The organism is Paenibacillus sp. FSL R7-0313 (genome assembly GCF_037969885.1).
Lineage (GTDB): Bacteria > Bacillota > Bacilli > Paenibacillales > Paenibacillaceae > Paenibacillus.
The window spans coordinates 2,012,144-2,031,490 of the sequence record NZ_CP150219.1 but is presented as its reverse complement, the minus strand read 5'-3'; the positions used below and the strand labels follow the sequence as shown (position 1 = coordinate 2,031,490).

At 47.4% G+C, this 19,347-nt stretch carries 21 protein-coding genes; 1 reads left to right on the top strand and 20 read right to left on the bottom strand.

Features of this window, described 5'->3' with window-relative positions; all coding sequences use genetic code 11:
- Nucleotides 1-74: 74 nt before the first annotated feature.
- The 14 genes from rplK to NSQ38_RS08740 form a co-directional block, all read right to left on the bottom strand.
- Complete coding sequence (gene rplK, locus NSQ38_RS08805) at nucleotides 75-500, bottom strand: 50S ribosomal protein L11 (RefSeq protein WP_017692062.1); 426 nt, start codon at nucleotides 498-500, stop codon at nucleotides 75-77.
- Between the two features lie 68 nt (nucleotides 501-568).
- On the bottom strand, nucleotides 569-1,102 hold the full coding sequence (gene nusG / locus NSQ38_RS08800; RefSeq protein WP_024633599.1) for a transcription termination/antitermination protein NusG: 534 nt from the start codon (nucleotides 1,100-1,102) through the stop codon (nucleotides 569-571).
- A 21-nt stretch (nucleotides 1,103-1,123) separates the two neighbouring features.
- Nucleotides 1,124-1,315 carry a preprotein translocase subunit SecE gene (secE, locus tag NSQ38_RS08795; protein ID WP_017692060.1) on the bottom strand — a complete coding sequence of 64 codons (192 nt, stop codon included), beginning with the start codon at nucleotides 1,313-1,315 and terminating at the stop codon, nucleotides 1,124-1,126.
- 17 nt (nucleotides 1,316-1,332) lie between these two features.
- A complete protein-coding gene (gene rpmG / locus NSQ38_RS08790; protein ID WP_072735843.1) occupies nucleotides 1,333-1,482 on the bottom strand; it encodes a 50S ribosomal protein L33 in 150 nt (49 codons plus the stop codon).
- 304 nt (nucleotides 1,483-1,786) lie between these two features.
- A complete protein-coding gene (gene sigH, locus NSQ38_RS08785) occupies nucleotides 1,787-2,431 on the bottom strand; it encodes an RNA polymerase sporulation sigma factor SigH (protein ID WP_017692059.1) in 645 nt (214 codons plus the stop codon).
- 171 nt (nucleotides 2,432-2,602) lie between these two features.
- Nucleotides 2,603-3,124 (bottom strand): NYN domain-containing protein, encoded by a 522-nt coding sequence (locus tag NSQ38_RS08780; RefSeq protein ID WP_036607162.1) that lies wholly within the window; start codon nucleotides 3,122-3,124, stop codon nucleotides 2,603-2,605.
- Nucleotides 3,125-3,129: 5 nt separating this feature from the next.
- Nucleotides 3,130-3,876: a 23S rRNA (guanosine(2251)-2'-O)-methyltransferase RlmB gene (gene rlmB / locus NSQ38_RS08775; protein WP_017692057.1), complete on the bottom strand. Its 747-nt coding sequence runs from the start codon at nucleotides 3,874-3,876 to the stop codon at nucleotides 3,130-3,132.
- Nucleotides 3,877-3,919: 43 nt separating this feature from the next.
- The gene (locus tag NSQ38_RS08770; protein WP_339788662.1) at nucleotides 3,920-4,399 is read right to left on the bottom strand and encodes a ribonuclease III domain-containing protein; all 480 of its coding nucleotides are present in this window, start codon (nucleotides 4,397-4,399) and stop codon (nucleotides 3,920-3,922) included.
- The gene (gene cysS / locus NSQ38_RS08765; protein ID WP_339790463.1) at nucleotides 4,396-5,796 is read right to left on the bottom strand and encodes a cysteine--tRNA ligase; all 1,401 of its coding nucleotides are present in this window, start codon (nucleotides 5,794-5,796) and stop codon (nucleotides 4,396-4,398) included. Before cysS ends, NSQ38_RS08770 begins: the two co-directional genes overlap by 4 nt.
- Before the next feature lie 42 nt (nucleotides 5,797-5,838).
- A complete protein-coding gene (gene cysE, locus NSQ38_RS08760) occupies nucleotides 5,839-6,498 on the bottom strand; it encodes a serine O-acetyltransferase (RefSeq protein WP_307415963.1) in 660 nt (219 codons plus the stop codon).
- 536 nt (nucleotides 6,499-7,034) lie between these two features.
- On the bottom strand, nucleotides 7,035-8,492 hold the full coding sequence (gene gltX, locus NSQ38_RS08755; protein WP_076334125.1) for a glutamate--tRNA ligase: 1,458 nt from the start codon (nucleotides 8,490-8,492) through the stop codon (nucleotides 7,035-7,037).
- A gap of 33 nt (nucleotides 8,493-8,525) precedes the next feature.
- Nucleotides 8,526-9,002: a 2-C-methyl-D-erythritol 2,4-cyclodiphosphate synthase gene (ispF, locus tag NSQ38_RS08750; RefSeq protein WP_017692052.1), complete on the bottom strand. Its 477-nt coding sequence runs from the start codon at nucleotides 9,000-9,002 to the stop codon at nucleotides 8,526-8,528.
- Nucleotides 8,999-9,694, bottom strand: coding sequence for a 2-C-methyl-D-erythritol 4-phosphate cytidylyltransferase (ispD, locus tag NSQ38_RS08745; protein WP_091039159.1), 696 nt, complete (start codon nucleotides 9,692-9,694; stop codon nucleotides 8,999-9,001). The genes ispF and ispD overlap by 4 nt, the downstream gene beginning before the upstream one ends.
- Nucleotides 9,695-9,776: 82 nt before the next feature.
- Nucleotides 9,777-10,862 (bottom strand): PIN/TRAM domain-containing protein, encoded by a 1,086-nt coding sequence (locus tag NSQ38_RS08740; protein WP_338588652.1) that lies wholly within the window; start codon nucleotides 10,860-10,862, stop codon nucleotides 9,777-9,779.
- 173 nt (nucleotides 10,863-11,035) lie between these two features.
- On the opposite strand from NSQ38_RS08740, the gene NSQ38_RS08735 reads away from it, so the two are divergent.
- Nucleotides 11,036-11,431: a hypothetical protein gene (locus tag NSQ38_RS08735; RefSeq protein ID WP_017692049.1), complete on the top strand. Its 396-nt coding sequence runs from the start codon at nucleotides 11,036-11,038 to the stop codon at nucleotides 11,429-11,431.
- Between the two features lie 126 nt (nucleotides 11,432-11,557).
- On the opposite strand, the gene pssA is transcribed toward NSQ38_RS08735, so the two are convergent.
- From pssA to NSQ38_RS08705, 6 genes are all read right to left on the bottom strand, one after another.
- The gene (pssA, locus tag NSQ38_RS08730) at nucleotides 11,558-12,289 is read right to left on the bottom strand and encodes a CDP-diacylglycerol--serine O-phosphatidyltransferase (protein WP_017692048.1); all 732 of its coding nucleotides are present in this window, start codon (nucleotides 12,287-12,289) and stop codon (nucleotides 11,558-11,560) included.
- Between the two features lie 45 nt (nucleotides 12,290-12,334).
- Nucleotides 12,335-13,411: a DNA integrity scanning diadenylate cyclase DisA gene (gene disA / locus NSQ38_RS08725; RefSeq protein ID WP_047841130.1), complete on the bottom strand. Its 1,077-nt coding sequence runs from the start codon at nucleotides 13,409-13,411 to the stop codon at nucleotides 12,335-12,337.
- Between the two features lie 13 nt (nucleotides 13,412-13,424).
- Nucleotides 13,425-14,792 (bottom strand): DNA repair protein RadA, encoded by a 1,368-nt coding sequence (gene radA, locus NSQ38_RS08720; protein ID WP_036671578.1) that lies wholly within the window; start codon nucleotides 14,790-14,792, stop codon nucleotides 13,425-13,427.
- 260 nt (nucleotides 14,793-15,052) lie between these two features.
- The gene (locus NSQ38_RS08715) at nucleotides 15,053-17,515 is read right to left on the bottom strand and encodes an ATP-dependent Clp protease ATP-binding subunit (RefSeq protein ID WP_062836200.1); all 2,463 of its coding nucleotides are present in this window, start codon (nucleotides 17,513-17,515) and stop codon (nucleotides 15,053-15,055) included.
- Between the two features lie 183 nt (nucleotides 17,516-17,698).
- Nucleotides 17,699-18,769, bottom strand: a complete 1,071-nt coding sequence (locus tag NSQ38_RS08710; RefSeq protein ID WP_036607140.1) for a protein arginine kinase — start codon at nucleotides 18,767-18,769, stop codon at nucleotides 17,699-17,701.
- A gap of 28 nt (nucleotides 18,770-18,797) precedes the next feature.
- Nucleotides 18,798-19,322 carry a UvrB/UvrC motif-containing protein gene (locus NSQ38_RS08705; RefSeq protein ID WP_091039155.1) on the bottom strand — a complete coding sequence of 175 codons (525 nt, stop codon included), beginning with the start codon at nucleotides 19,320-19,322 and terminating at the stop codon, nucleotides 18,798-18,800.
- Between the last annotated feature and the right edge of the window lie 25 nt (nucleotides 19,323-19,347).

Genomic DNA, 19,347 nt, shown 5'->3' with positions numbered 1-19,347 from the left:
TGTTAGCGGATATACCTCCCACATCAACCGGTCGCGAATCGACCGGTTTTACGAAGCCATGTTTCTTATGAAAATTAGTCTTCGATGGTGATACCCATGCTGCGGGCAGTACCTTCGACCATACGCATAGCGGACTCAACGTCTGCTGCATTCAGGTCAGGCATTTTTGTTTCTGCGATTTGACGTACCGCATCACGTTTAACAGTAGCAACTTTTTTCTTGTTCGGTTCGCCGGATCCTTTTTCAACTTTAGCTGCCACTTTCAACAGAACTGCTGCTGGTGGAGTTTTAGTGATGAAAGTAAAGGAACGGTCCTCGAATACAGAAATTTCAACTGGAATAATCAATCCCGCTTGATCAGCTGTACGAGCATTGAATTCTTTACAGAATGCCATGATGTTGACACCTGCTTGACCCAAAGCTGGACCTACTGGTGGTGCTGGGTTTGCTTTACCTGCTGGAATCTGCAGTTTTACCATTTTAATAACTTTTTTCGCCATGATTGACACCTCCTTGCAAAATAGTGGTTAACGGGTTTTTCAACCCTCCCACAAGAAACTTGAAGAGACTATATCTTCTCCACTTGTGTGTATTCCAACTCAAGCGGTGTTTCCCGTCCAAACATGTTCACGTGCACTTTCAACTTGCTTTTGTCTACCAAAATTTCTTCCACGGAGCCTACGAAATTCGCAAAAGGACCGACTTTAATACGTACGGATTCCTTAATATCGAACTCAATTTTCGGCTTAGGTTCAACCATACCCATGTGCTTCAGAATTTGTTCCACTTCTTCAGGCAACAAAGCAGTTGGTTTGGACCCAGAACCTGTCGAACCGACAAATCCTGTAACACCTGGTGTGTTGCGTACAACGTACCAAGAGTCATCCGTCTGTACCATTTCCACCAAGACATAACCGGGGTAAACTTTACGCATAACGGTTTTTTTCTTACCGTCCTTGTTTACCACTTCTTCTTCCATAGGAACAAGAACGCGGAATATCTTGTCTTCCATGCCCATAGACTCGACGCGTTTTTCCAAATTGGCCTTGACCTTGTTCTCATACCCTGAATAGGTATGAACGACGTACCATCTTTTTTCCATATCAAGCCACCGGAACCCTTCTTAAATAATCGCTTCGATCACAAAGGAGATGCCAATGTCAATGACCCAAAAAAACAGCGTCATAACCACAACAGTACCAAGTACGATCAATGTGTAGTTGGTCAGCTCTTTACGATTAGGCCAGCGAACTTTTTTAAGTTCAGCCCAGCTTTCTGAGAAAAAGGAAATCAGAGATTTGAAACTTCGTTTCACGCCGACACCTCCAAAAACTATCTGGTTTCGCGATGAGAAGTCTGCTCGTTACAAAACTTGCAAAATTTCTTCATCTCCATGCGGTCGGGGTGATTACGCTTGTTTTTTGTCGTAGTGTAATTTCTTTGTTTGCAGTTAGTACAAGCCAAAGTAATAATTACCCGCATGATGTACACCTCCCGAAGACTTCCACATTCAAGCAGAGTCTCTAAATTGATCCTGAAAAAAAGCCATAAATTTAGGCCTACCTAAAACACTTTATCACAAGGGTATAACCATGTCAATGAAAGAATAGCCTTTCATTCATTGGGTATTACTTCCGTACAACGTACATTCGTTTCTCATCTCTGTTTTTCTCTTCTCCTGCATGGACCGAGCGATTACTAGTATAAACATTCTTAGATTTTATAAACTTGAGACACTAAAAAAAGACTCAAACACCGAGCCTTTTCCGTCAACGACAACATGTGTTTAATTATCTCGAACTTCCAGGTACTTTTCAAGTTTGCGCTTGACGCGCTGAAGTGCATTATCAATGGACTTCACATGTCTGTCCAAATCTACTGCAATCTCTTGATAAGATCTCCCGTCCAGATACAACATCAATACTTTACGTTCCAGATCACTCAGAATCTCGGACATTTTATCTTCCAGGCCCACAAACTCTTCCTGATTGATGATAAGTTCTTCCGGATCACTGACCTGGGTTCCACAAATCACATCGAGTAACGTACGATCAGACTCTTCGTCATAAATAGGCTTGTCCAGAGATACATAAGAATTAAGCGGAATATGCTTCTGACGTGTTGCTGTCTTAATCGCCGTGATGATCTGTCTTGTAATACACAGTTCGGCAAAAGCCTTGAACGAAGCCAGCTTGTCCCCTTTGAAATCTCGAATGGATTTGTAGAGGCCAATCATTCCTTCTTGAATAATATCTTCCCGGTCTGCCCCAATCAGAAAATAAGATCTTGCCTTGGCGCGTACAAAGTTACGATATTTGTTAATTAGAAACTCTAACGCTTCGCTTTCGCCTTCACGGAAAGCTTCGACAATGTCTTCGTCACTTTGGTAATCATACTTGGATAACATGATATCTTTGAGGTCGACACTCACAGACAATCCCTCCGGCTGCAACGCAAGGTACCCCGTTACTCTACTCTATGAAATATAGGATCAGTATATATGATGGTACCTCACACCGTCAACCACGCTCTGCCTAAAAAAGAACATCAATAACATAAATGTCAAGAGTTTCAATATTCTAAATTTTGTAAAAACGTGCTGTTATTCCCGGCGCCATCGCTCAAACTCTTTCAATACATCCGGACTCAACTTGCCCCCGAGTGTGTTACGCGTGGTCTTTGCCTGATCTTCTTCCAGTCGTTTTTTTAATTCTTTTTCGTTCTGCTCAACTTCAATCAGCAATTCCCTTGCAGATACACGTAGCGCTCCCTGTCCAAAAATGACATGTTGCTCTACCATATCGCTCGTAGCCACATAGATTTGACGTCTTCGCATGCTTAGTTCCCGAACGAGTCTCTCAATGCATTCGTCTGCCGTCTCTTTTTCCTTTGTAAAATAGATCTGCACTTTGCTCTGAGTAAAGGATTTACCGAGTCCAGGCACGAGGTAGGCGTCAAACACAACAATGACTCGACGGCCGGAGAAAGCCTGGTAGTCTGCAAGACGAAAGAGAAGCCTGTTACGCGCCTCTTCGAGCCCACTTTCCGCCAGTTTGGTTAATTCCGGCCAGTCGCCAATCATGTTGTACCCGTCTACAAGAAGTACATCACGGGAATCAGCCATACCTTCTATTCCTGCGCTTGACGCGAGCGGAGCACTTCGTACATGACAACCCCGGCTGCCACGGAAGCATTCAGGGAATTAATCTGACCTTGCATTGGTAGTTTGATCAGCACATCGCATTTCTCACGAATAAGTCGTCCCATTCCCTTGTTCTCATTTCCGATTACCAATGCCACAGGGCCAGTAAAGACGCCATTACCAAAGACACCTTCATGAGCCGTGACATCTGTCCCTACAACCCATACACCTTCCTCTTTGAGGCGATCGATGGTCTGGCCAAGATTACTTACACGAGCCACTGGCACGTACTCCACAGCGCCTGCTGATGTTTTGGATACGGTCACGGTTACCGCTGCCGAGCGACGTTTGGGTACAATGACGCCATGCGCACCCGTGCAATCTGCTGTCCGCAAAATGGACCCCAGGTTATGAGGATCTTCAATCTCATCCAACAGAATCAGGAAAGGATGCTCATTCTTCGCTTTTGCTGCGGCAAGAATGTCTTCTACCTCCACATAAGCGTAAGGTGCTGCTTGTGCAACTACCCCCTGATGCTGAATGCCTGGTACCGTTTGATCCAGCTTGCGCTTGTCCACATGTTGAATGACAATACCTAGTTTTTTAGCTTCCGAGATAATAGGTTGAGTCAGATGTTTCTGTGCTGTATCGGCAATCCATATTTTATTAATGGTCCGGCCTGAACGCAGCGCCTCCGTCACGGAGTGTTTACCGGCGATCCATTCTTCTTCCATCGTTGTTCGATCCTCTCTGTAATGCGTTGTTTTGTTGAAATTTCTATTTTTTTGTCGGCGATGGCGATTGTTGTTCCGCGTGCTCAATGCCAAGCCCGATCAGTTCAATCATGCGATCATGATGACCACTACTGTAGAGGTAACCAATGAGACATTCAAAAGCCGTGGCATGTCTGTACTGCAACACATCTGCATTTTTGGGTACACTACCCGACTTGGCATTCCGCCCTTGCCGGACGATATCCCGTTCTTCCTCTGTCAGTTCAGCCTCAATCGTTGTAAGTATGCGGCTCTGTGCCTTCGCTGATACCAGCCCTGTTGCACTACGGTGCAAATGATTGGGACGCATGTTGGCTTTCGACAACAGATATTGACGAACAGCTACCTCATAAACCGCATCACCAATATAGGCCAGTGCAATAGGTGGAATCAACCTCGCAGGTCTGGAAGGAGGATATGGGAACCATCCTCCCTCTGTGACCTGCTCCTGTTGTTTTGGTGTATTTGGATGTCCTTCGCTCATTTGCGCCGCCATCTCATGCCCTGCGCCGTATCTTCAAGCAGAATGCCACGTGCAGACAATTCATCGCGAATTTCATCCGCTCTTGCCCAGTTTTTGGACTTGCGTGCTTCTACACGCTCTTCAATCAGACGTTCTACTTCCTCATCCAGAAGTTCTGGCTCTGCGTCAGTATAAATGCGCAGTACAGCATTCAATTCACTGAACAATTCGAGGAGCGCGCGAATGTCTGCCGCATTAACTACTTCTTGCTGCAACAGTTGGTTGGCTTCCCCTGCCCACTCAAACATCGCAGTAATTGCATCAGGAGTATTGAAATCATCCTGCATCTTCTCGTGATATTGTTGACGAATTTGGTCGAGTCTTGCCGCAAACTCTGCTGTGATATCCTGATCAACAGTTACTGCATTCAGACGATGGTTCAGGTTACCTACCGCATTCGCAATCCGGTCCACACTGTTCTGTGCCTGCTCCATCGTATCATCCGTGAAGTTCAATGGGTTGCGATAGTGGGTAGACAACATGAAATAACGAATCGCTTCGCGTTTATATTGATTCCGCAAGTCTTTAACAAGAACACCATTACCGAGTGATTTTGACATCTTCTCGTTATCAATCCGGATGAATCCATTATGCATCCAGTAGTTCGCAAGTGGTTTACCTGTTAATACCTCGGATTGGGCGCATTCGCACTCATGGTGCGGGAACTGCAAATCCTGTCCACCCCCGTGAATGTCCAGTGTATCCCCAAGGTACTCCCGAGCCATGGCGGAGCATTCAATATGCCAGCCTGGTCGACCATCGCCCCAAGGACTGGACCAATAGATCTCACCTGGTTTGGCAGCCTTCCAGAGCACAAAATCTTCGGGATGCTCTTTGCGCTCGTCTACACCCACACGGATTCCGAACTGCAGCTCCTGCAGGTTCTGTTTCGAAAGTTTGCCATATTCGCTGAATTTGCCTGTACGATAATAGACGTCACCGCCATTTTCATACGCAAATCCTTTTTCAACGAGCTCACGGATAAAATCAATGATCAGCGGCATGTTTTCCGTTACTCTCGGATTACTGCTCGCCTTGGGAATACCCAATCCCTCAAGGTCTTCATAATAGGCAGCAATAAATTTCTCAGCCACGTGAGGAACGTCTGTTCCAAGTTGTTCTGCTTTGCGAATCAGCTTATCGTCCACATCCGTGAAGTTCACCACATAGTTCACATCATGTCCTGTCTGTTCCAGGTATCCACGAACCGTGTCGAAAAAGATAACCGGACGTGCATTCCCGATATGAATGTAGTCATATACCGTTGGTCCGCAGACATACATTTTTACTTTCCCTAGCTCTTGGGGAACAAATTCCTCTTTGGTACGACTCATCGTATTATAAATCTGAAGCGTCATGGTCACTTATCCTTTCATCCTATACTGCCTTTATTTATTGTATCACGTATCACGCACAGTCTCATTTTCACGGGCATTCTGCAGTGTACGTACTTCTTCCTGCAATCGTTCGAGTTCTTTTTGCATACTGCGCAAGGAGTCAACGACCGGATCGGGCAATTGCTGACTGAGGCGATCTACCCGTCGGCCATCCTGTTTTACAATTCTGCCCGGTATACCTACCACGGTACTATTGGAAGGGACCTCCTTAAGCACAACGGAGTTCGCACCAATGTTGCATTGATCCCCCACGCTAAATGAACCCAGCACCTTTGCTCCGGATGAGATAACCACATTATTACCAATGGTCGGATGTCTCTTTCCTTTTTCTTTCCCTGTTCCGCCAAGAGTAACCCCCTGGTAGATAACAACATCATCGCCAATCTCACATGTTTCTCCAATAACGACGCCCATTCCGTGGTCAATAAACAACCGATTTCCGATCGTAGCTCCAGGATGTATCTCGATCCCTGTCATAAAACGGCTAACCTGCGAAATGAACCTGGCAACCGAGAACCATCTTCGCTTGTATAAAAAATGAGCGATCCGGTGTGCCCATATCGCATGCAGCCCTGAGTAGGTGAATACCACCTCAAACCAACCTCGGGCCGCCGGATCGTTTTCAAACACCGCCTGGATATCTGATCTGATCTTCTTGAACATGCTCGTTCCCCTCTTGTTCAGGTTCCCGTCCTCCGGCTTACCGGACGGCGCGTTCCTTGGTAGTGTACTGCACACTCGCCTAAACAAAAAAACGCCCCTGCAGCATTTAGCTGCAGAGGCGTTTATCGCGGTCCCACTCTGCTCGGTTCATTCTTAAATAGAATAAGCCCTCAAGCGGTTTGGTAACGGAAACCAATCGTCACAACCTATCCTAACGTTTTCCTTTGTCATGATCGACAAAGGCGGGGCTGGATTCGGCTGTGCAGCTCACGGGCGCATTTCGACTGATGGACAGTGGACGGTTCACAGCCACCGCAACCAAAGAAATCTCTTTGGTGCGGGACCATCCTCTCTGAATCTGTCCGGGTCAGTCTACTCCTCCCGATCTTTGCTGTTCTATTAGATAAATCATATCAATTATTCGTTGTGTTGTTATTATAGCGAAAAGGCCTCAGACTGACAACAGCCTCCTACGTAATCCATACATCATAGGACTGTGTTCAGATTCCAAATAAACGGAATGTCCTCGAATAAGCTTATTTTACTTGTGCAAGCAATCGCTCGATCACCGTATCACGACCCAGAAGTACGATCGTTTGGTTCAGATCCCGTCCATGCGTCTGTCCAGTCAAGGCTACACGAATTGGCATAAAGAGCTGTTTGCCCTTAAAGCCGGTTTCTTTCTGTACTTCCTTGATCAATGCAGCCATTTTGCTTGGAGTAAACTCTTCGCTCGCCTGTACTTTATCCGCAAATGCCTTCAGTACAGTTGGCACCTGCTCCTCCGCAAGCACTGCTTCTCCTTCACTTTCAAGCTCCAGATTGGAACGGAAGAATACTTCCGACAATTCGACAATATCGGAGGCAGAATTCATTTGCTCCTGGTACAGGTGTACCAGAGTATAAGCCCATTCTTTTTGTTCAGCAGACAGCTCGGAAGAAATACGTCCAGCCTTTTGCAGATGCGGAATGGCCATTTCGGCAATACGTTCCGGATCAGCGTGTTTGATATAGTGGTTGTTCAAGTGAGCCAGCTTGTGGGTATCAAATACCGCCGGGCTCTTGGACAGACGTTTCGTATCAAAAATGGAGATCAGCTGCTCTTGCGAGAAGATTTCTTCCTCCCCTTCCGGCGACCAGCCAAGCAGGGAAATGAAGTTAAACATCGCTTCAGGCAAATAGCCGAGCTGATCATACTGCTCAATAAACTGAATGACGGATTCATCCCGTTTACTCAGCTTCTTGTGATTTTCATTCACGATCAGCGTCATATGACCGAATTGCGGTGGCTCCCAGCCAAGCGCTTCATAGATCATCAGTTGACGCGGCGTGTTTGAGATGTGATCTTCCCCACGCAGGACGTGGGAGATCTTCATCAAGTGATCATCCACAGCAACGGCATAGTTGTATGTGGGAATGCCGTCTTTTTTCACAATGACGAAGTCACCGGATTCCTTGCTGTTGAACGAGATTGTACCTTTAACCATGTCATCAAACGTATATGTGCGCTCTTCCGGCACACGGAAACGAATACTCGCTACGCGGCCTTCCGCTTCAAACGCACTAATTTGCTCTGGAGTCAGGTCACGGTGTTTGCCAGAATAACGCGGTGTTTCTCCACGTGCTGACTGTTCCTCGCGCTCTTGCTCCAATTCTTCTTCCGTGCAGAAGCAACGGTAAGCCAGACCTTTATCCAGCAATTCCTGCGTATATTTACGATAGAGGTCCAGACGTTCCGTTTGACGGTATGGTCCGTATTCTCCGCCCACGTCAATACTTTCGTCCCACTCAATTCCGAGCCATTTCAGGTATTTCAGTTGGCTTTCTTCACCACCAGCAATATTCCGTTTCACGTCTGTATCTTCAATACGAATAATGAATTTACCGTTATTATGTTTGGCATATAAATAGTTAAACAACGCCGTACGGGCATTCCCGATATGCAGGTGTCCCGTTGGGCTCGGCGCGTAACGCACACGAATTTCCGTGCTCATATGATCCCCTCCGTCACTAATTGATTGATGATATCACACACGTACAAGGCAAACAACGGATTGAGCGGCAATGCCCTCTCCCCGTCCCGGGAATCCCAGTTGCTCTGTCGTTGTTGCTTTCACGTTCACCTGTGTTACATCCGCTTCTAGCGCCTTGGCAATAACCTCAGCCATCTGTGGAATGTAAGGAGCCATCTTCGGCTTTTGGGCAATAATCGTTGAGTCGATATTCCCTAGCTTATACCCGCGATCCTTCACAAGCTGCCATACATGCTCCAGCAATTTCAGGCTGTCGGCATCTTTGAATTCCGGATCGGTATCCGGGAAGTGCTTGCCAATATCTCCAAGTGCCAGCGCACCCAAAATGGCATCACTAATCGCGTGTAACAGCACGTCTGCGTCCGAGTGACCCAGCAGTCCTTTTTCATAAGGAATCGTTACTCCGCCAATAATACACGGGCGTCCCTCTACCAGCTGATGTACATCAAATCCCTGTCCTACACGTATCATCGCTTCTTCTCTCCCCCCAGCAAAAACGCAGCGTATTGCAAATCTTCCGGCGTTGTTAATTTGATATTGGTATAATTGCCTTCCACAACCTTGACCGACATTCCCTGACGTTCAGCCAGCATGGCATCATCTGTTCCCAGAAATCCGTCCTGCTCCGCTGATTCGTAGGCGGAGAGCAGGGATGAAAGACGAAAAGCCTGCGGGGTTTGAATGCTCCACAGACTGCTGCGGTCTGGCGTCGCCGTAACGACTCCTTCCGCATTCACTTGTTTGATCGTATCCTTCACGGGAACCGCCAGTACAGCTGCTCCACCACCGGATATGGCAGCCGCCATGCATCCCTTGATCTGCTCATGGTTCACAAAAGGACGTACCCCGTCGTGAACGAGAACCCAATCCGTCCCAAGTGCCTCAAGGCCTTTATGGACAGAATGTTGTCTCTCTTTCCCTCCGGGGATAACACGGACACGTGAATCCAGTTGGTATTCTTTTACCCAATCCTGGCAGCGTTCAACATCTGCGGCTCCTGTGACCAGCACCATCTCGCGGATCTCGTCCAGCGCAGCAAATACCTCAAGCGTATGTATGAAAACGGGCTTGTCCTGCAGCAACAGAAACTGTTTACTCTCGGTCGTCCCCATCCGGGTTCCGCGACCTGCTGCCACAATGACAACGCCCCACCCTTTATCCATGCCGCAATCCCTGCCTTGTCTGTCAGTTTATCGTCCAAAGATATACAATATCATTCAACGATACACTACCCATCATACCGCTTTATTGGGCTTTTTCCAACAGTTTCGGCTTGGCAAAAATCATTCGCCCCGCTGAAGTCTGCAGCACACTGGTCACCAGCACTTCCATCATCATGCCGATATACTCGCGTCCACCCTCCACAACGATCATTGTGCCATCATCCAGATAAGCTACACCTTGACCATGTTCCTTACCATCCTTGATGATCTGCACCATGATCTCCTCACCTGGCAGAACAACCGGCTTAACCGCATTGGCGAGATCATTAATGTTCAATACAGATACACCCTGGAGTTCGCACACTTTGTTCAGGTTAAAGTCATTGGTGACCACTTTGCCCTGAAGCACTTTAGCCAGTTTAACCAGTTTGCTGTCCACCTCGGAGATTTCCTCGAAATCCCCTTCATAGATGAGGACTTTTACATCGAGTTCCTTCTGGATTTTGTTCAAAATGTCCAGTCCACGCCGTCCTCTGTTCCGCTTGAGCAGATCCGATGAATCGGCAATATGCTGCAGCTCCTCCAGAACAAATTCCGGGATTACGATCGTGCCTTCAATAAATCCGGTTTTGCATATATCAGCGATACGTCCATCGATAATAACACTGGTATCCAGAATTTTATGTTCTTCCATCCGTCTATCCTCGTCCACCTCGGGATGACCCCATCGCCCAGACATCCAGAAGGCCCCCAGATCGTCTTTCTTTGCCATGGCAAGGGTGTAGCCGGAATAAGCACTAATCACCGTCAGCGCCACTTGCAGCACTTCTCCTGCCGTCCCCATCCATCCCACAACAGGGTAGAGCAACAAGGCCACCAGCAATCCTGCAACGGTACCTGCGGCACCTGCCGCCAGTTCGTTCATAGGTACTTTTGCCAATGAATTGATTCCACTATGCAGCCTGTCTGCCATCAATGTTCCACCAATATTACATACAGCCATAAACATTACAGCTCCCAGCAGTGTCGATATACCAGCTCCCAGTAATCCTGCTGACTGAATCCACTCAGCCATCCATGGGACCGATTTTCCTGCCAGATGATATGCCGTGTAGCCGAACCATGCACCGCACAATCCTGTAAAAGTTAAAATGCCTTTTTTCCACATTAGTCCCTGCACCTCCTTCAATGTATCTTGATCTTTATATCCAGTATGATCCAATTCCAGAAATGCTAATCCCATCCGGAAGAACTTTTTGGAAATGTTGCAATCGTCAGTTGAAAGTAGGTAAATTATTGGCATATAATGAATTCAATTCATATCCCGAGGTGAGTGGCAAAATGAGTACGCTAAGTTTACAGGCTTTCCAGGATCAAGTTTCTGAACTGTTGCTGCGTCATCGCAGCCTGATTGATGTACTGTCCAAAACGGGACAAGCCGGAGCGTCTGTTAACCGTGCCGTGTCCAAAGCCATTACCGAATGCGGCTGCATCGAGCTGCACGCCACCAAGCAAAAATATGCCCCGGAGAGCGATATCGCTCAAACCAAGGGCCTGCTGGAAACGCATGTGGAAGGTGAGTTGTGTGAGAACTGCAGAGAGGTCATCAGCTCTGAGCTAGGGCGTAACCTGTTCTACATGTCGGCTCTCTGCAATCTGCTGGACATTAACATGGAAGAGGTCGTAAATCACGAATCACAGAAGTGTTCAACGTTAGGGATGTTTAATCTGTCGTAAGAAGATATGTATGTCGTCCGCAAGGGTTTCTTTTACCGTAAATAGATCTGAATAAACAAAAAGCACGCATTCTCCAGTTCAGGAGAGTACGTGCTTTCTTTGTATACTGTCTGTACCCAAGGCGACTTAACGATCGGAAGGACGGGAAGATTTCTCATCCTTGCGCTTTTTCGCCCGACTACGCGAGGCCGCTGTTCGCACATTATGCTTCATTCCATACAAGGCGTATAACACCAGCGGAATAAAGATCAATTTGGATAACTGCTCCGGGAAAATAACGGCTACGGCTATGGCAAATAACACAACCCATGGTGCAATCCAGATTGCCTTGCGTGGCAAACCGACCTTTTTGAAATTGGGATATTTAAGCGAACTCACCATCAGATACGATAATAGCAACGTAGCAATCATCATGCTAACCGGGCCAATATCCTTATTGAACAAGGACAGTGTGGCCAGTACCCCGCCGGCTGCCGGAATTGGCAGACCTGTGAAGTACCCGGGGATGCCCGGCCGAACATTAAACCGCGCAAGACGAATGGCTCCACAGATCGGAAAAGCCGCTGTTGCGATCCAGGCGAGGATCGGCATCGAATCTTGAAACGACACCATAAATATGATCAGGGCTGGTGCTGCACCAAAGGAAACCATGTCAGACAAGGAATCAAGTTCCTTGCCGAATTCACTTTGAGCATTGAGCGCACGTGCCACTCGGCCATCCAGACCATCCAGCAGCATCGCTACAATGACCATAATGGCAGCCAAACTGTAATTTCCATCAATCGCAAGCAAAATTGCCATCATTCCAAGAAACAGATTACCCAGGGTAAAGAGATTCGGAATGAATCTGGTTAGCATCGTTGTTTCACCTCATCCATTTCAAGCCTTTATATAGGCAAACCCTTACATCTGTCTGTCGATAAACATTTGCTCCTGCAAACGTTTGAGGCCTTCCTTAATGGTCCGGGCACGAACTTCACCAATACCATCCACTTCGTCCAGTTCTTCAATTGTAGCCATAATAACATGAGGCAATTGTTCGAATTGATCCACCAGATTATGGATAATGACATTGGGCAGGCGGGGGATCTTATTTAATACCCGGAATCCACGAGGTGCAACCGAATCCTCAGAAGTAGCCGCTGATGATGGATAGCCGAGCAGACGGACAATATGATGTGCATCCAGCAACTCATCGTCCGACAATCTTTTCAGTCCCACGATAATTTCACGGATTTTGTCATCACTGTCGTCACGGGCATAGTCCTTATACAACAACCAGGCTTCTTCTTCCGTTGTACCCACGAGTTCTTCCATTTGCATGGAAATGAGTCTTCCCTCATTCCCGAGTTCATGAATATATCGTTTGATTTCCGTTTTGATCCGCATCACCATTTCGGTACGCTGAATCACATTAACCACTTCAGGAATCGTCACCAGTTCCTCAAATTCAGAGGCACTCAGATTCGTAAGGGACTGTGTTAATACCGCTTTGTATTTCTCCAGGGTTTGAATCGCTTGATTCGCTTTGGTCAAAATAACCCCGATTTCCTTGAGGGAATAACGAAGTGTTCCCTGATACAAAGTAATGATATTCCGGCGCTGTGATATGGATACGACCAGTTTACCCGTTTGCTTTGCTACACGCTCTGCCGTCCGGTGACGAATCCCCGTCTCTGATGAAGAGATCGAAGAGTCCGGGATTAACTGGGTATTGGCGTAAAGAATACGCTTCAAATCCTCGCTAAGAATAATGGCTCCATCCATCTTGGCGAGTTCATACAGATAGTTCGGGGAGAAATCACAGTTAATCGAGAATCCCCCATCCACTACTTCCATGACTTCAGGGCTGTATCCTACAACAAGCAGTGCGCCTGTCTTGGCGCGCAGCACATTTTCCAGACCTTCGCGGAAAGGTGTACCTGGTGCGATCAGCCTTAACAATTCATTCATATTATCCAGTTGGCTCATATCTTTCATCTTGTTATGCCCCCTAATCTAAAGCAACCGCTAGTGCATCTGCCACGGTATTCACACCGATCAGTTGTATCCCGCGAGGATGTTTCCAGCCCTTTAAGCTTTTTTCCGGTAAAATGACTCGTTTGAAGCCCAGCTTCGCGGCTTCCTTCACTCGTTGTTCGGCCCGTGATACGGCTCGAACCTCACCTGTCAGACCAATCTCGCCAAAGATGACGTCATCCGGCTTGGTCGGTACATCTCTCAAACTGGATGCAATGCTGACAGCAACCGCCAAATCTACAGCGGGCTCATCCAACCGTACTCCACCAGCCACGTTCAGATATGCATCCTGGGTCTGTAAAAACATGCCCATCCGTTTCTCCAGCACTGCAATGATCAGATTTAATCGATGCAGATCTACCCCTGTTGCCATACGGCGGGGAGAAGGGAAATGAGTAGTCGAGATCAACGCCTGTAATTCCACGAGCAGAGGGCGTGTACCCTCCATACTGGCAACTACCGTTGAACCTGCTACACCCAGTGGACGTTCTGACAAAAAGAGTTCGGACGGATTGCCCACCTCACGAAGTCCATCCTCTCCCATTTCAAAAATGCCAATCTCATTGGTTGAACCAAAACGGTTCTTCACCGCACGCAGCAGGCGATACGTATGATGCCGTTCTCCTTCAAAATAAAGCACGCAATCCACCATATGTTCTAACATACGCGGACCGGCAATGGCACCTTCTTTGGTAACATGCCCCACAAGAACCGTTGCAATGCCTCTGCCTTTGGCAATTCGCATGAACCTTGACGTACATTCCCTTACCTGTGCTACACTACCCGGCGCACTGGTAACTTCGGGAAGATACACCGTCTGAATGGAGTCGATGACAAGAAAATGCGGCTGGATCTGATCCACCGCTTCCTCTACACGTTCCATATTGGTTTCACACAGCACATACAACTCGGCAGAGAGTGCCCCGAGACGGTCTGCCCGCAATTTGGTTTGCTTGACTGATTCCTCACCGGAAACATATAACACACGCAAACCCGAGTGCGTTAAAGCATGAGACGTCTGCAACATCAACGTTGATTTACCGATACCCGGATCTCCGCCCACCAGAACGAGTGAACCTGGAACGATTCCGCCACCCAATACCCGGTTCAACTCTCCGATTCCAGTCTGTACACGCGGTTCCTGACCGCTATCTATATCTATGATAGGAAGCGGTTTATCTTTACTGTCAAACAGAGGAGAATTTCTCCCTTGTGTTTTGACCACCGTCTCTGTTTCTTCCACCATTGAATTCCATGACTGACAACCCGGACACTTACCGTACCACTTGGGGGCTTCATAGCCGCATTCCGTACATTGAAACTTGGTTTTAACTTTGGCCACTTCAGCACTCCTATAATTTAGTTTTATAACAGCATTTTGCATTATTCGACGAATTTCACCCAAACTCCCTGACGTGCAGGGTTACTAAAAGTTTACCATTGTTTGAGATTTTTCGTAAAGGATTATCGCAAACTTTACACATGTTCCTGACATAATCATGTCCGTCTTCTGTCCAAAGTGCAAAAAATCCTCCCCGGCCGAAGCCGAGAAGGATTAAGGATTAATACAAGCTGAAGTTTAACTCCAGTGCTTGCTGTATATTATTTGGTTTCGATTTCCTCATTCGAAGGAACAACCACGTCTTTTTTCGTAACAGACAATGCACCGTTCTCTTCGTCGATGAGCAATGAATCCCCTTTGGTTACGTTACCTGTGAGCAACTCTTCAGACAATTTGTCCTCGATATGCTTCTGGATTGCCCGACGAAGCGGACGTGCACCGTAAGCTGGATCAAAGCCGGCTTTGGCAAGGAAGTCCTTCGCATTGTCGGTGAGTTCGAAGTCAACTTCGTATTCACGCAGCCGTTTGCGAAGTTCCTCACTCATGAGGGTAACAATCTCTGCAATGTGTTTCTGTTCCAGAGAGTGGAATACGATAATTTCATCAATCCGGTTAAGGAACTCTGGACGGAAGCTTTTCTTCAGCTCATCCATGACTTTACCCTTCATGTTATCGTAATCTGCACCTGCATCCACAACTGCTGTGAAGCCAAGTGTAGAGTTACGTTTGATCGCTTCAGCACCCACGTTGGATGTCAGGATAATCAGCGTATTCCGGAAGTCAACAACGCGACCTTTGGAATCCGTCAGACGACCATCCTCAAGCACTTGCAGCAAGATATTGAATACCTCTGGATGTGCTTTCTCGATCTCATCAAGCAGGACTACGGAGTATGGCTTGCGACGAACTTTCTCTGTCAGCTGACCACCTTCTTCGTATCCAACATATCCCGGAGGCGCTCCGACGAGTCGGGAAGTCGAGTGCTTCTCGCCATACTCGGACATATCAATACGGATTACTGCATTTTCATCACCGAACATTGCTTCAGCCAGAGCACGAGCAAGTTCTGTTTTACCTACCCCAGTAGGACCGAGGAAGATGAATGAACCCATCGGACGTTTTGGATCTTTAAGTCCCGCACGAGCACGACGAACCGCACGGCTGACGGACTTCACAGCCTCATCCTGGCCGATGACACGTTCATGCAGAATCGATTCCAGATTCATCAGACGTTGTGTCTCTTCTTCTTTCAGCTTGTTCACCGGAATTCCTGTCCAGTTGGCTACCACTTGTGCGATATCTTCAGGTGTTACTTCGGAATCCGTGCGACCTTGTTTTTCTTTCCATTGGTTCTTCGTTACATCCAGCTCTTCACGGATTTTTTGTTCCGTATCACGCAGAGCGGCTGCTTTTTCGAACTCCTGGCTTTGAACTGCAGCGTCTTTTTCCTTGCGGATATCTTCCAGACGGCTTTCCAGTTGTTTCAGGTTTGGTGGGATCGTGTAAGAGTTCAATCTTACTTTGGAACCCGCCTCGTCAATCAGATCGATCGCTTTGTCTGGCAGGAAACGGTCTGTAATGTAACGGTCAGACAGTTTAACCGCCTGTACAATCGCTTCGTCCGTAATTTTCACGCGGTGATGCGCCTCATAACGGTCACGCAAGCCATGCAAGATTTGAATCGCTTCTTCCGGAGAAGGCTGATCTACAGTAATCGGTTGGAAACGACGCTCAAGCGCTGCATCCTTCTCGATGTATTTACGATATTCATCCAGTGTTGTCGCACCGATACATTGCAATTCTCCACGGGCCAGAGCCGGTTTCAAAATGTTAGAAGCATCGATGGCACCTTCAGCTCCGCCTGCGCCAATCAAAGTATGCAATTCGTCGATAAACAGGACAATGTTACCTGCTTGGCGAATCTCATCCATGATTTTTTTCAGACGATCTTCAAACTCACCACGATATTTGGTTCCAGCGACTACTGAACCCATATCCAGAGTCATTACACGTTTGTCGCGCAATGTTTCCGGAATCTCATTTGCAATGATTTTTTGTGCAAGGCCTTCAGCAATCGCTGTTTTACCTACACCTGGCTCACCGATCAATACCGGGTTGTTCTTGGTACGACGGCTGAGCACTTGGATGACACGCTCAATTTCTTTGCTACGTCCAATGACTGGGTCCAGGTTATTCTCTCTGGCGTAAGCCGTGAGGTCACGTGCCAGACTGTCCAGTGTTGGTGTGCTGACATTGGCAGGTGTTCCATTATGGCTGGATACAGCTTCACTGCTGCCAAGCAACTGTAACACTTGTTGACGTGCTTTGTTCAGGCTAATTCCCAGGTTATTGAGTACACGCGCTGCAACACCCTCGCCTTCACGAATCAATCCGAGCAGGATATGCTCTGTGCCTACATAGGTATGGCCCAATTTACGAGCTTCATCCATAGACAGCTCAATTACTTTTTTCGCACGTGGCGTATATGCAATGTTGGTAGGTTGCTCTTGGCCACGGCCAATCAGCGTTTCTACTTCATCCTGAATTTTTTCCAATCCGAGTCCCAGGCCGATCAGTGCTTTGGCTGCGATGCCTTCGCCTTCACGAATGAGGCCGAGCAAAATATGCTCAGTACCGATGTTATTATGACCGAGACGGACAGCTTCTTCCTGCGCGAGTGCGAGCACCTTTTGGGCCCGTTCCGTAAATCTTCCAAACATCATATCTCCTGCACCTCCATGGTTTTGGATAAAACGAGGGGAATCAAATAATTCCCGTCGTATTCTTCATATCATTTTTGTTTGCAGCCGTGCTGCGAATAAAGTCATTCGGCATTTGTGCATGCCTTATTATATAAAAGCCGCAATGCGGCATGAAACCATAATTCAATACAATATCAGGCTAAGCTAGGACTGCTTCGCTGCATTGATCGTATCACGAATCAACTGAGCACGATAGATGTCACGCTCATCTGTGCGCATATCTTCCCCGAATGTTTTCTGCAAAAATCCCGGCTGTGTCATCACGTTCAACTCATTCATTACCGTGATGGACAGTCCATCCAACAAGCCGAGATCCACGCCAAGGCGTACATCCGATAAGCGCTGTGCAGCTTCCTTTGAATCAACAATAGCTGCATGAGACAATATGCCGTAAGAACGCATGACCCGATCCGTAATTCGAAGTCTGGAGTCGGTAATTAACCGTTCTCTGGCAGTACGTTCATGACCAATCATCTGTAATACAACACCATGCAGGTTCTCGATGACTTCCTGTTCGGTCTGTCCCAGTGTAATCTGGTTCGAGATCTGGAACAGGTTACCCATCGCCTCACTGCCTTCACCGTATATCCCCCTTACAGTCAATCCCACTTGGGAAACTGCGGTTAAAATACGGCCAATCTGCTGCGTCATCACCAGGGCAGGCAGGTGCATCATAACCGATGCTCTGACACCTGTACCTACATTAGTAGGACAGCTGGTTAAGTATCCTCTGCGATCATCAAAAGCATAATCCACGTGCGCTTCAAAAGCATCATCTATTGCAGAAGCTTTCTCCCAGGCTTCTTTCACCTGGAACCCCGGATAGAGGCACTGGATACGAAGATGATCCTCTTCATTAATCATAATACTGACAGACTCATCCTCACTGAGAATAACCGCACCATTTCTGGATTCATTCGCAAGACTTGGACTGATGAGATGTTTCTCCACCAGCACCCGTTTGTCGAGTTCGTCAATATCGATCAGATCCAACGTATGAAAATCCCCAAAGGCATGAACGTCATCGTATTGAAGTACTTCGCTCAGCTTATTCAGCACCTCTTCCGATTGCTCATTGGAAGCCAGCATCGGAAACGGAACATGCTGAAGGTTGCGCGCAATCCGGACACGGCTGCTAATGACGATTTCGGAATCAGCCGCATCACTGCGCATCCAGTCGCTGAGCGCCTTCTCTGTAAAGCGCAGATTAGGCATTACGCATCCCTCCTACTCATGACAAACTTTACTCCTGAGCTATTCCTTTTTCAAGTCCTCTGATCTGGTCACGGATCTGAGCCGCCTCTTCAAATTCCTCTTGGGCGATGCTCTCCTGGAGCTCACGCTTCAGATCAGCGATTTGCCGTTTCACCTTGATGCGACCACCAGCTCGTGCAGGCACTTTGCCTACATGGGACGTACTACCATGAACCCGCTTGAACAAAGGGTCCAGACGGCTGTCAAAATATTTATAACATGAACTGCAGCCAAATCGGCCTATCTTGCTGAATTGTGAGTACGTCATACCACACTCTTCACACTGAAGTGCTTTTGCAGGTGGTGTTCCTGCCGATCCACTTTTGCTGGCTGGATCAAAATCAAGCAATCCGGACAACAAGTTGTGAATGGAAAACCCGCCTGCTGTTCCAGGGATCATTTCCCCTTTTTCACGGGCACATGACTCACAAATATGGAATTCCGTCTTCTCTCCATTTACGATTTTCGTAAAATGAAGTGTCGCCGGACGTTTATTGCATTCTTGGCACAGCATATTGATGTACCTCCTTTGACCCCGA

Bases quoted from the DNA above. Each gene is read 5' to 3' on its own strand.
- rplK (WP_017692062.1), bottom strand. From the start codon at position 500: ATGGCGAAAAAAGTTATTAAAATGGTAAAACTGCAGATTCCAGCAGGT.
- nusG (WP_024633599.1), bottom strand. From the start codon at position 1,102: ATGGAAAAAAGATGGTACGTCGTTCATACCTATTCAGGGTATGAGAAC.
- rpmG (WP_072735843.1), bottom strand. From the start codon at position 1,482: ATGCGGGTAATTATTACTTTGGCTTGTACTAACTGCAAACAAAGAAAT.
- NSQ38_RS08780 (WP_036607162.1), bottom strand. From the start codon at position 3,124: ATGGCTGATTCCCGTGATGTACTTCTTGTAGACGGGTACAACATGATT.
- rlmB (WP_017692057.1), bottom strand. From the start codon at position 3,876: ATGGAAGAAGAATGGATCGCCGGTAAACACTCCGTGACGGAGGCGCTG.
- NSQ38_RS08770 (WP_339788662.1), bottom strand. From the start codon at position 4,399: ATGAGCGAAGGACATCCAAATACACCAAAACAACAGGAGCAGGTCACA.
- cysS (WP_339790463.1), bottom strand. From the start codon at position 5,796: ATGACGCTTCAGATTTATAATACGATGAGTCGTACCAAAGAGGAATTT.
- cysE (WP_307415963.1), bottom strand. From the start codon at position 6,498: ATGTTCAAGAAGATCAGATCAGATATCCAGGCGGTGTTTGAAAACGAT.
- gltX (WP_076334125.1), bottom strand. From the start codon at position 8,492: ATGAGCACGGAAATTCGTGTGCGTTACGCGCCGAGCCCAACGGGACAC.
- ispF (WP_017692052.1), bottom strand. From the start codon at position 9,002: ATGATACGTGTAGGACAGGGATTTGATGTACATCAGCTGGTAGAGGGA.
- ispD (WP_091039159.1), bottom strand. From the start codon at position 9,694: ATGGATAAAGGGTGGGGCGTTGTCATTGTGGCAGCAGGTCGCGGAACC.
- NSQ38_RS08740 (WP_338588652.1), bottom strand. From the start codon at position 10,862: ATGTGGAAAAAAGGCATTTTAACTTTTACAGGATTGTGCGGTGCATGG.
- NSQ38_RS08735 (WP_017692049.1), top strand. From the start codon at position 11,036: ATGAGTACGCTAAGTTTACAGGCTTTCCAGGATCAAGTTTCTGAACTG.
- pssA (WP_017692048.1), bottom strand. From the start codon at position 12,289: ATGCTAACCAGATTCATTCCGAATCTCTTTACCCTGGGTAATCTGTTT.
- disA (WP_047841130.1), bottom strand. From the start codon at position 13,411: ATGAAAGATATGAGCCAACTGGATAATATGAATGAATTGTTAAGGCTG.
- NSQ38_RS08715 (WP_062836200.1), bottom strand. From the start codon at position 17,515: ATGATGTTTGGAAGATTTACGGAACGGGCCCAAAAGGTGCTCGCACTC.
- NSQ38_RS08710 (WP_036607140.1), bottom strand. From the start codon at position 18,769: ATGCCTAATCTGCGCTTTACAGAGAAGGCGCTCAGCGACTGGATGCGC.
- NSQ38_RS08705 (WP_091039155.1), bottom strand. From the start codon at position 19,322: ATGCTGTGCCAAGAATGCAATAAACGTCCGGCGACACTTCATTTTACG.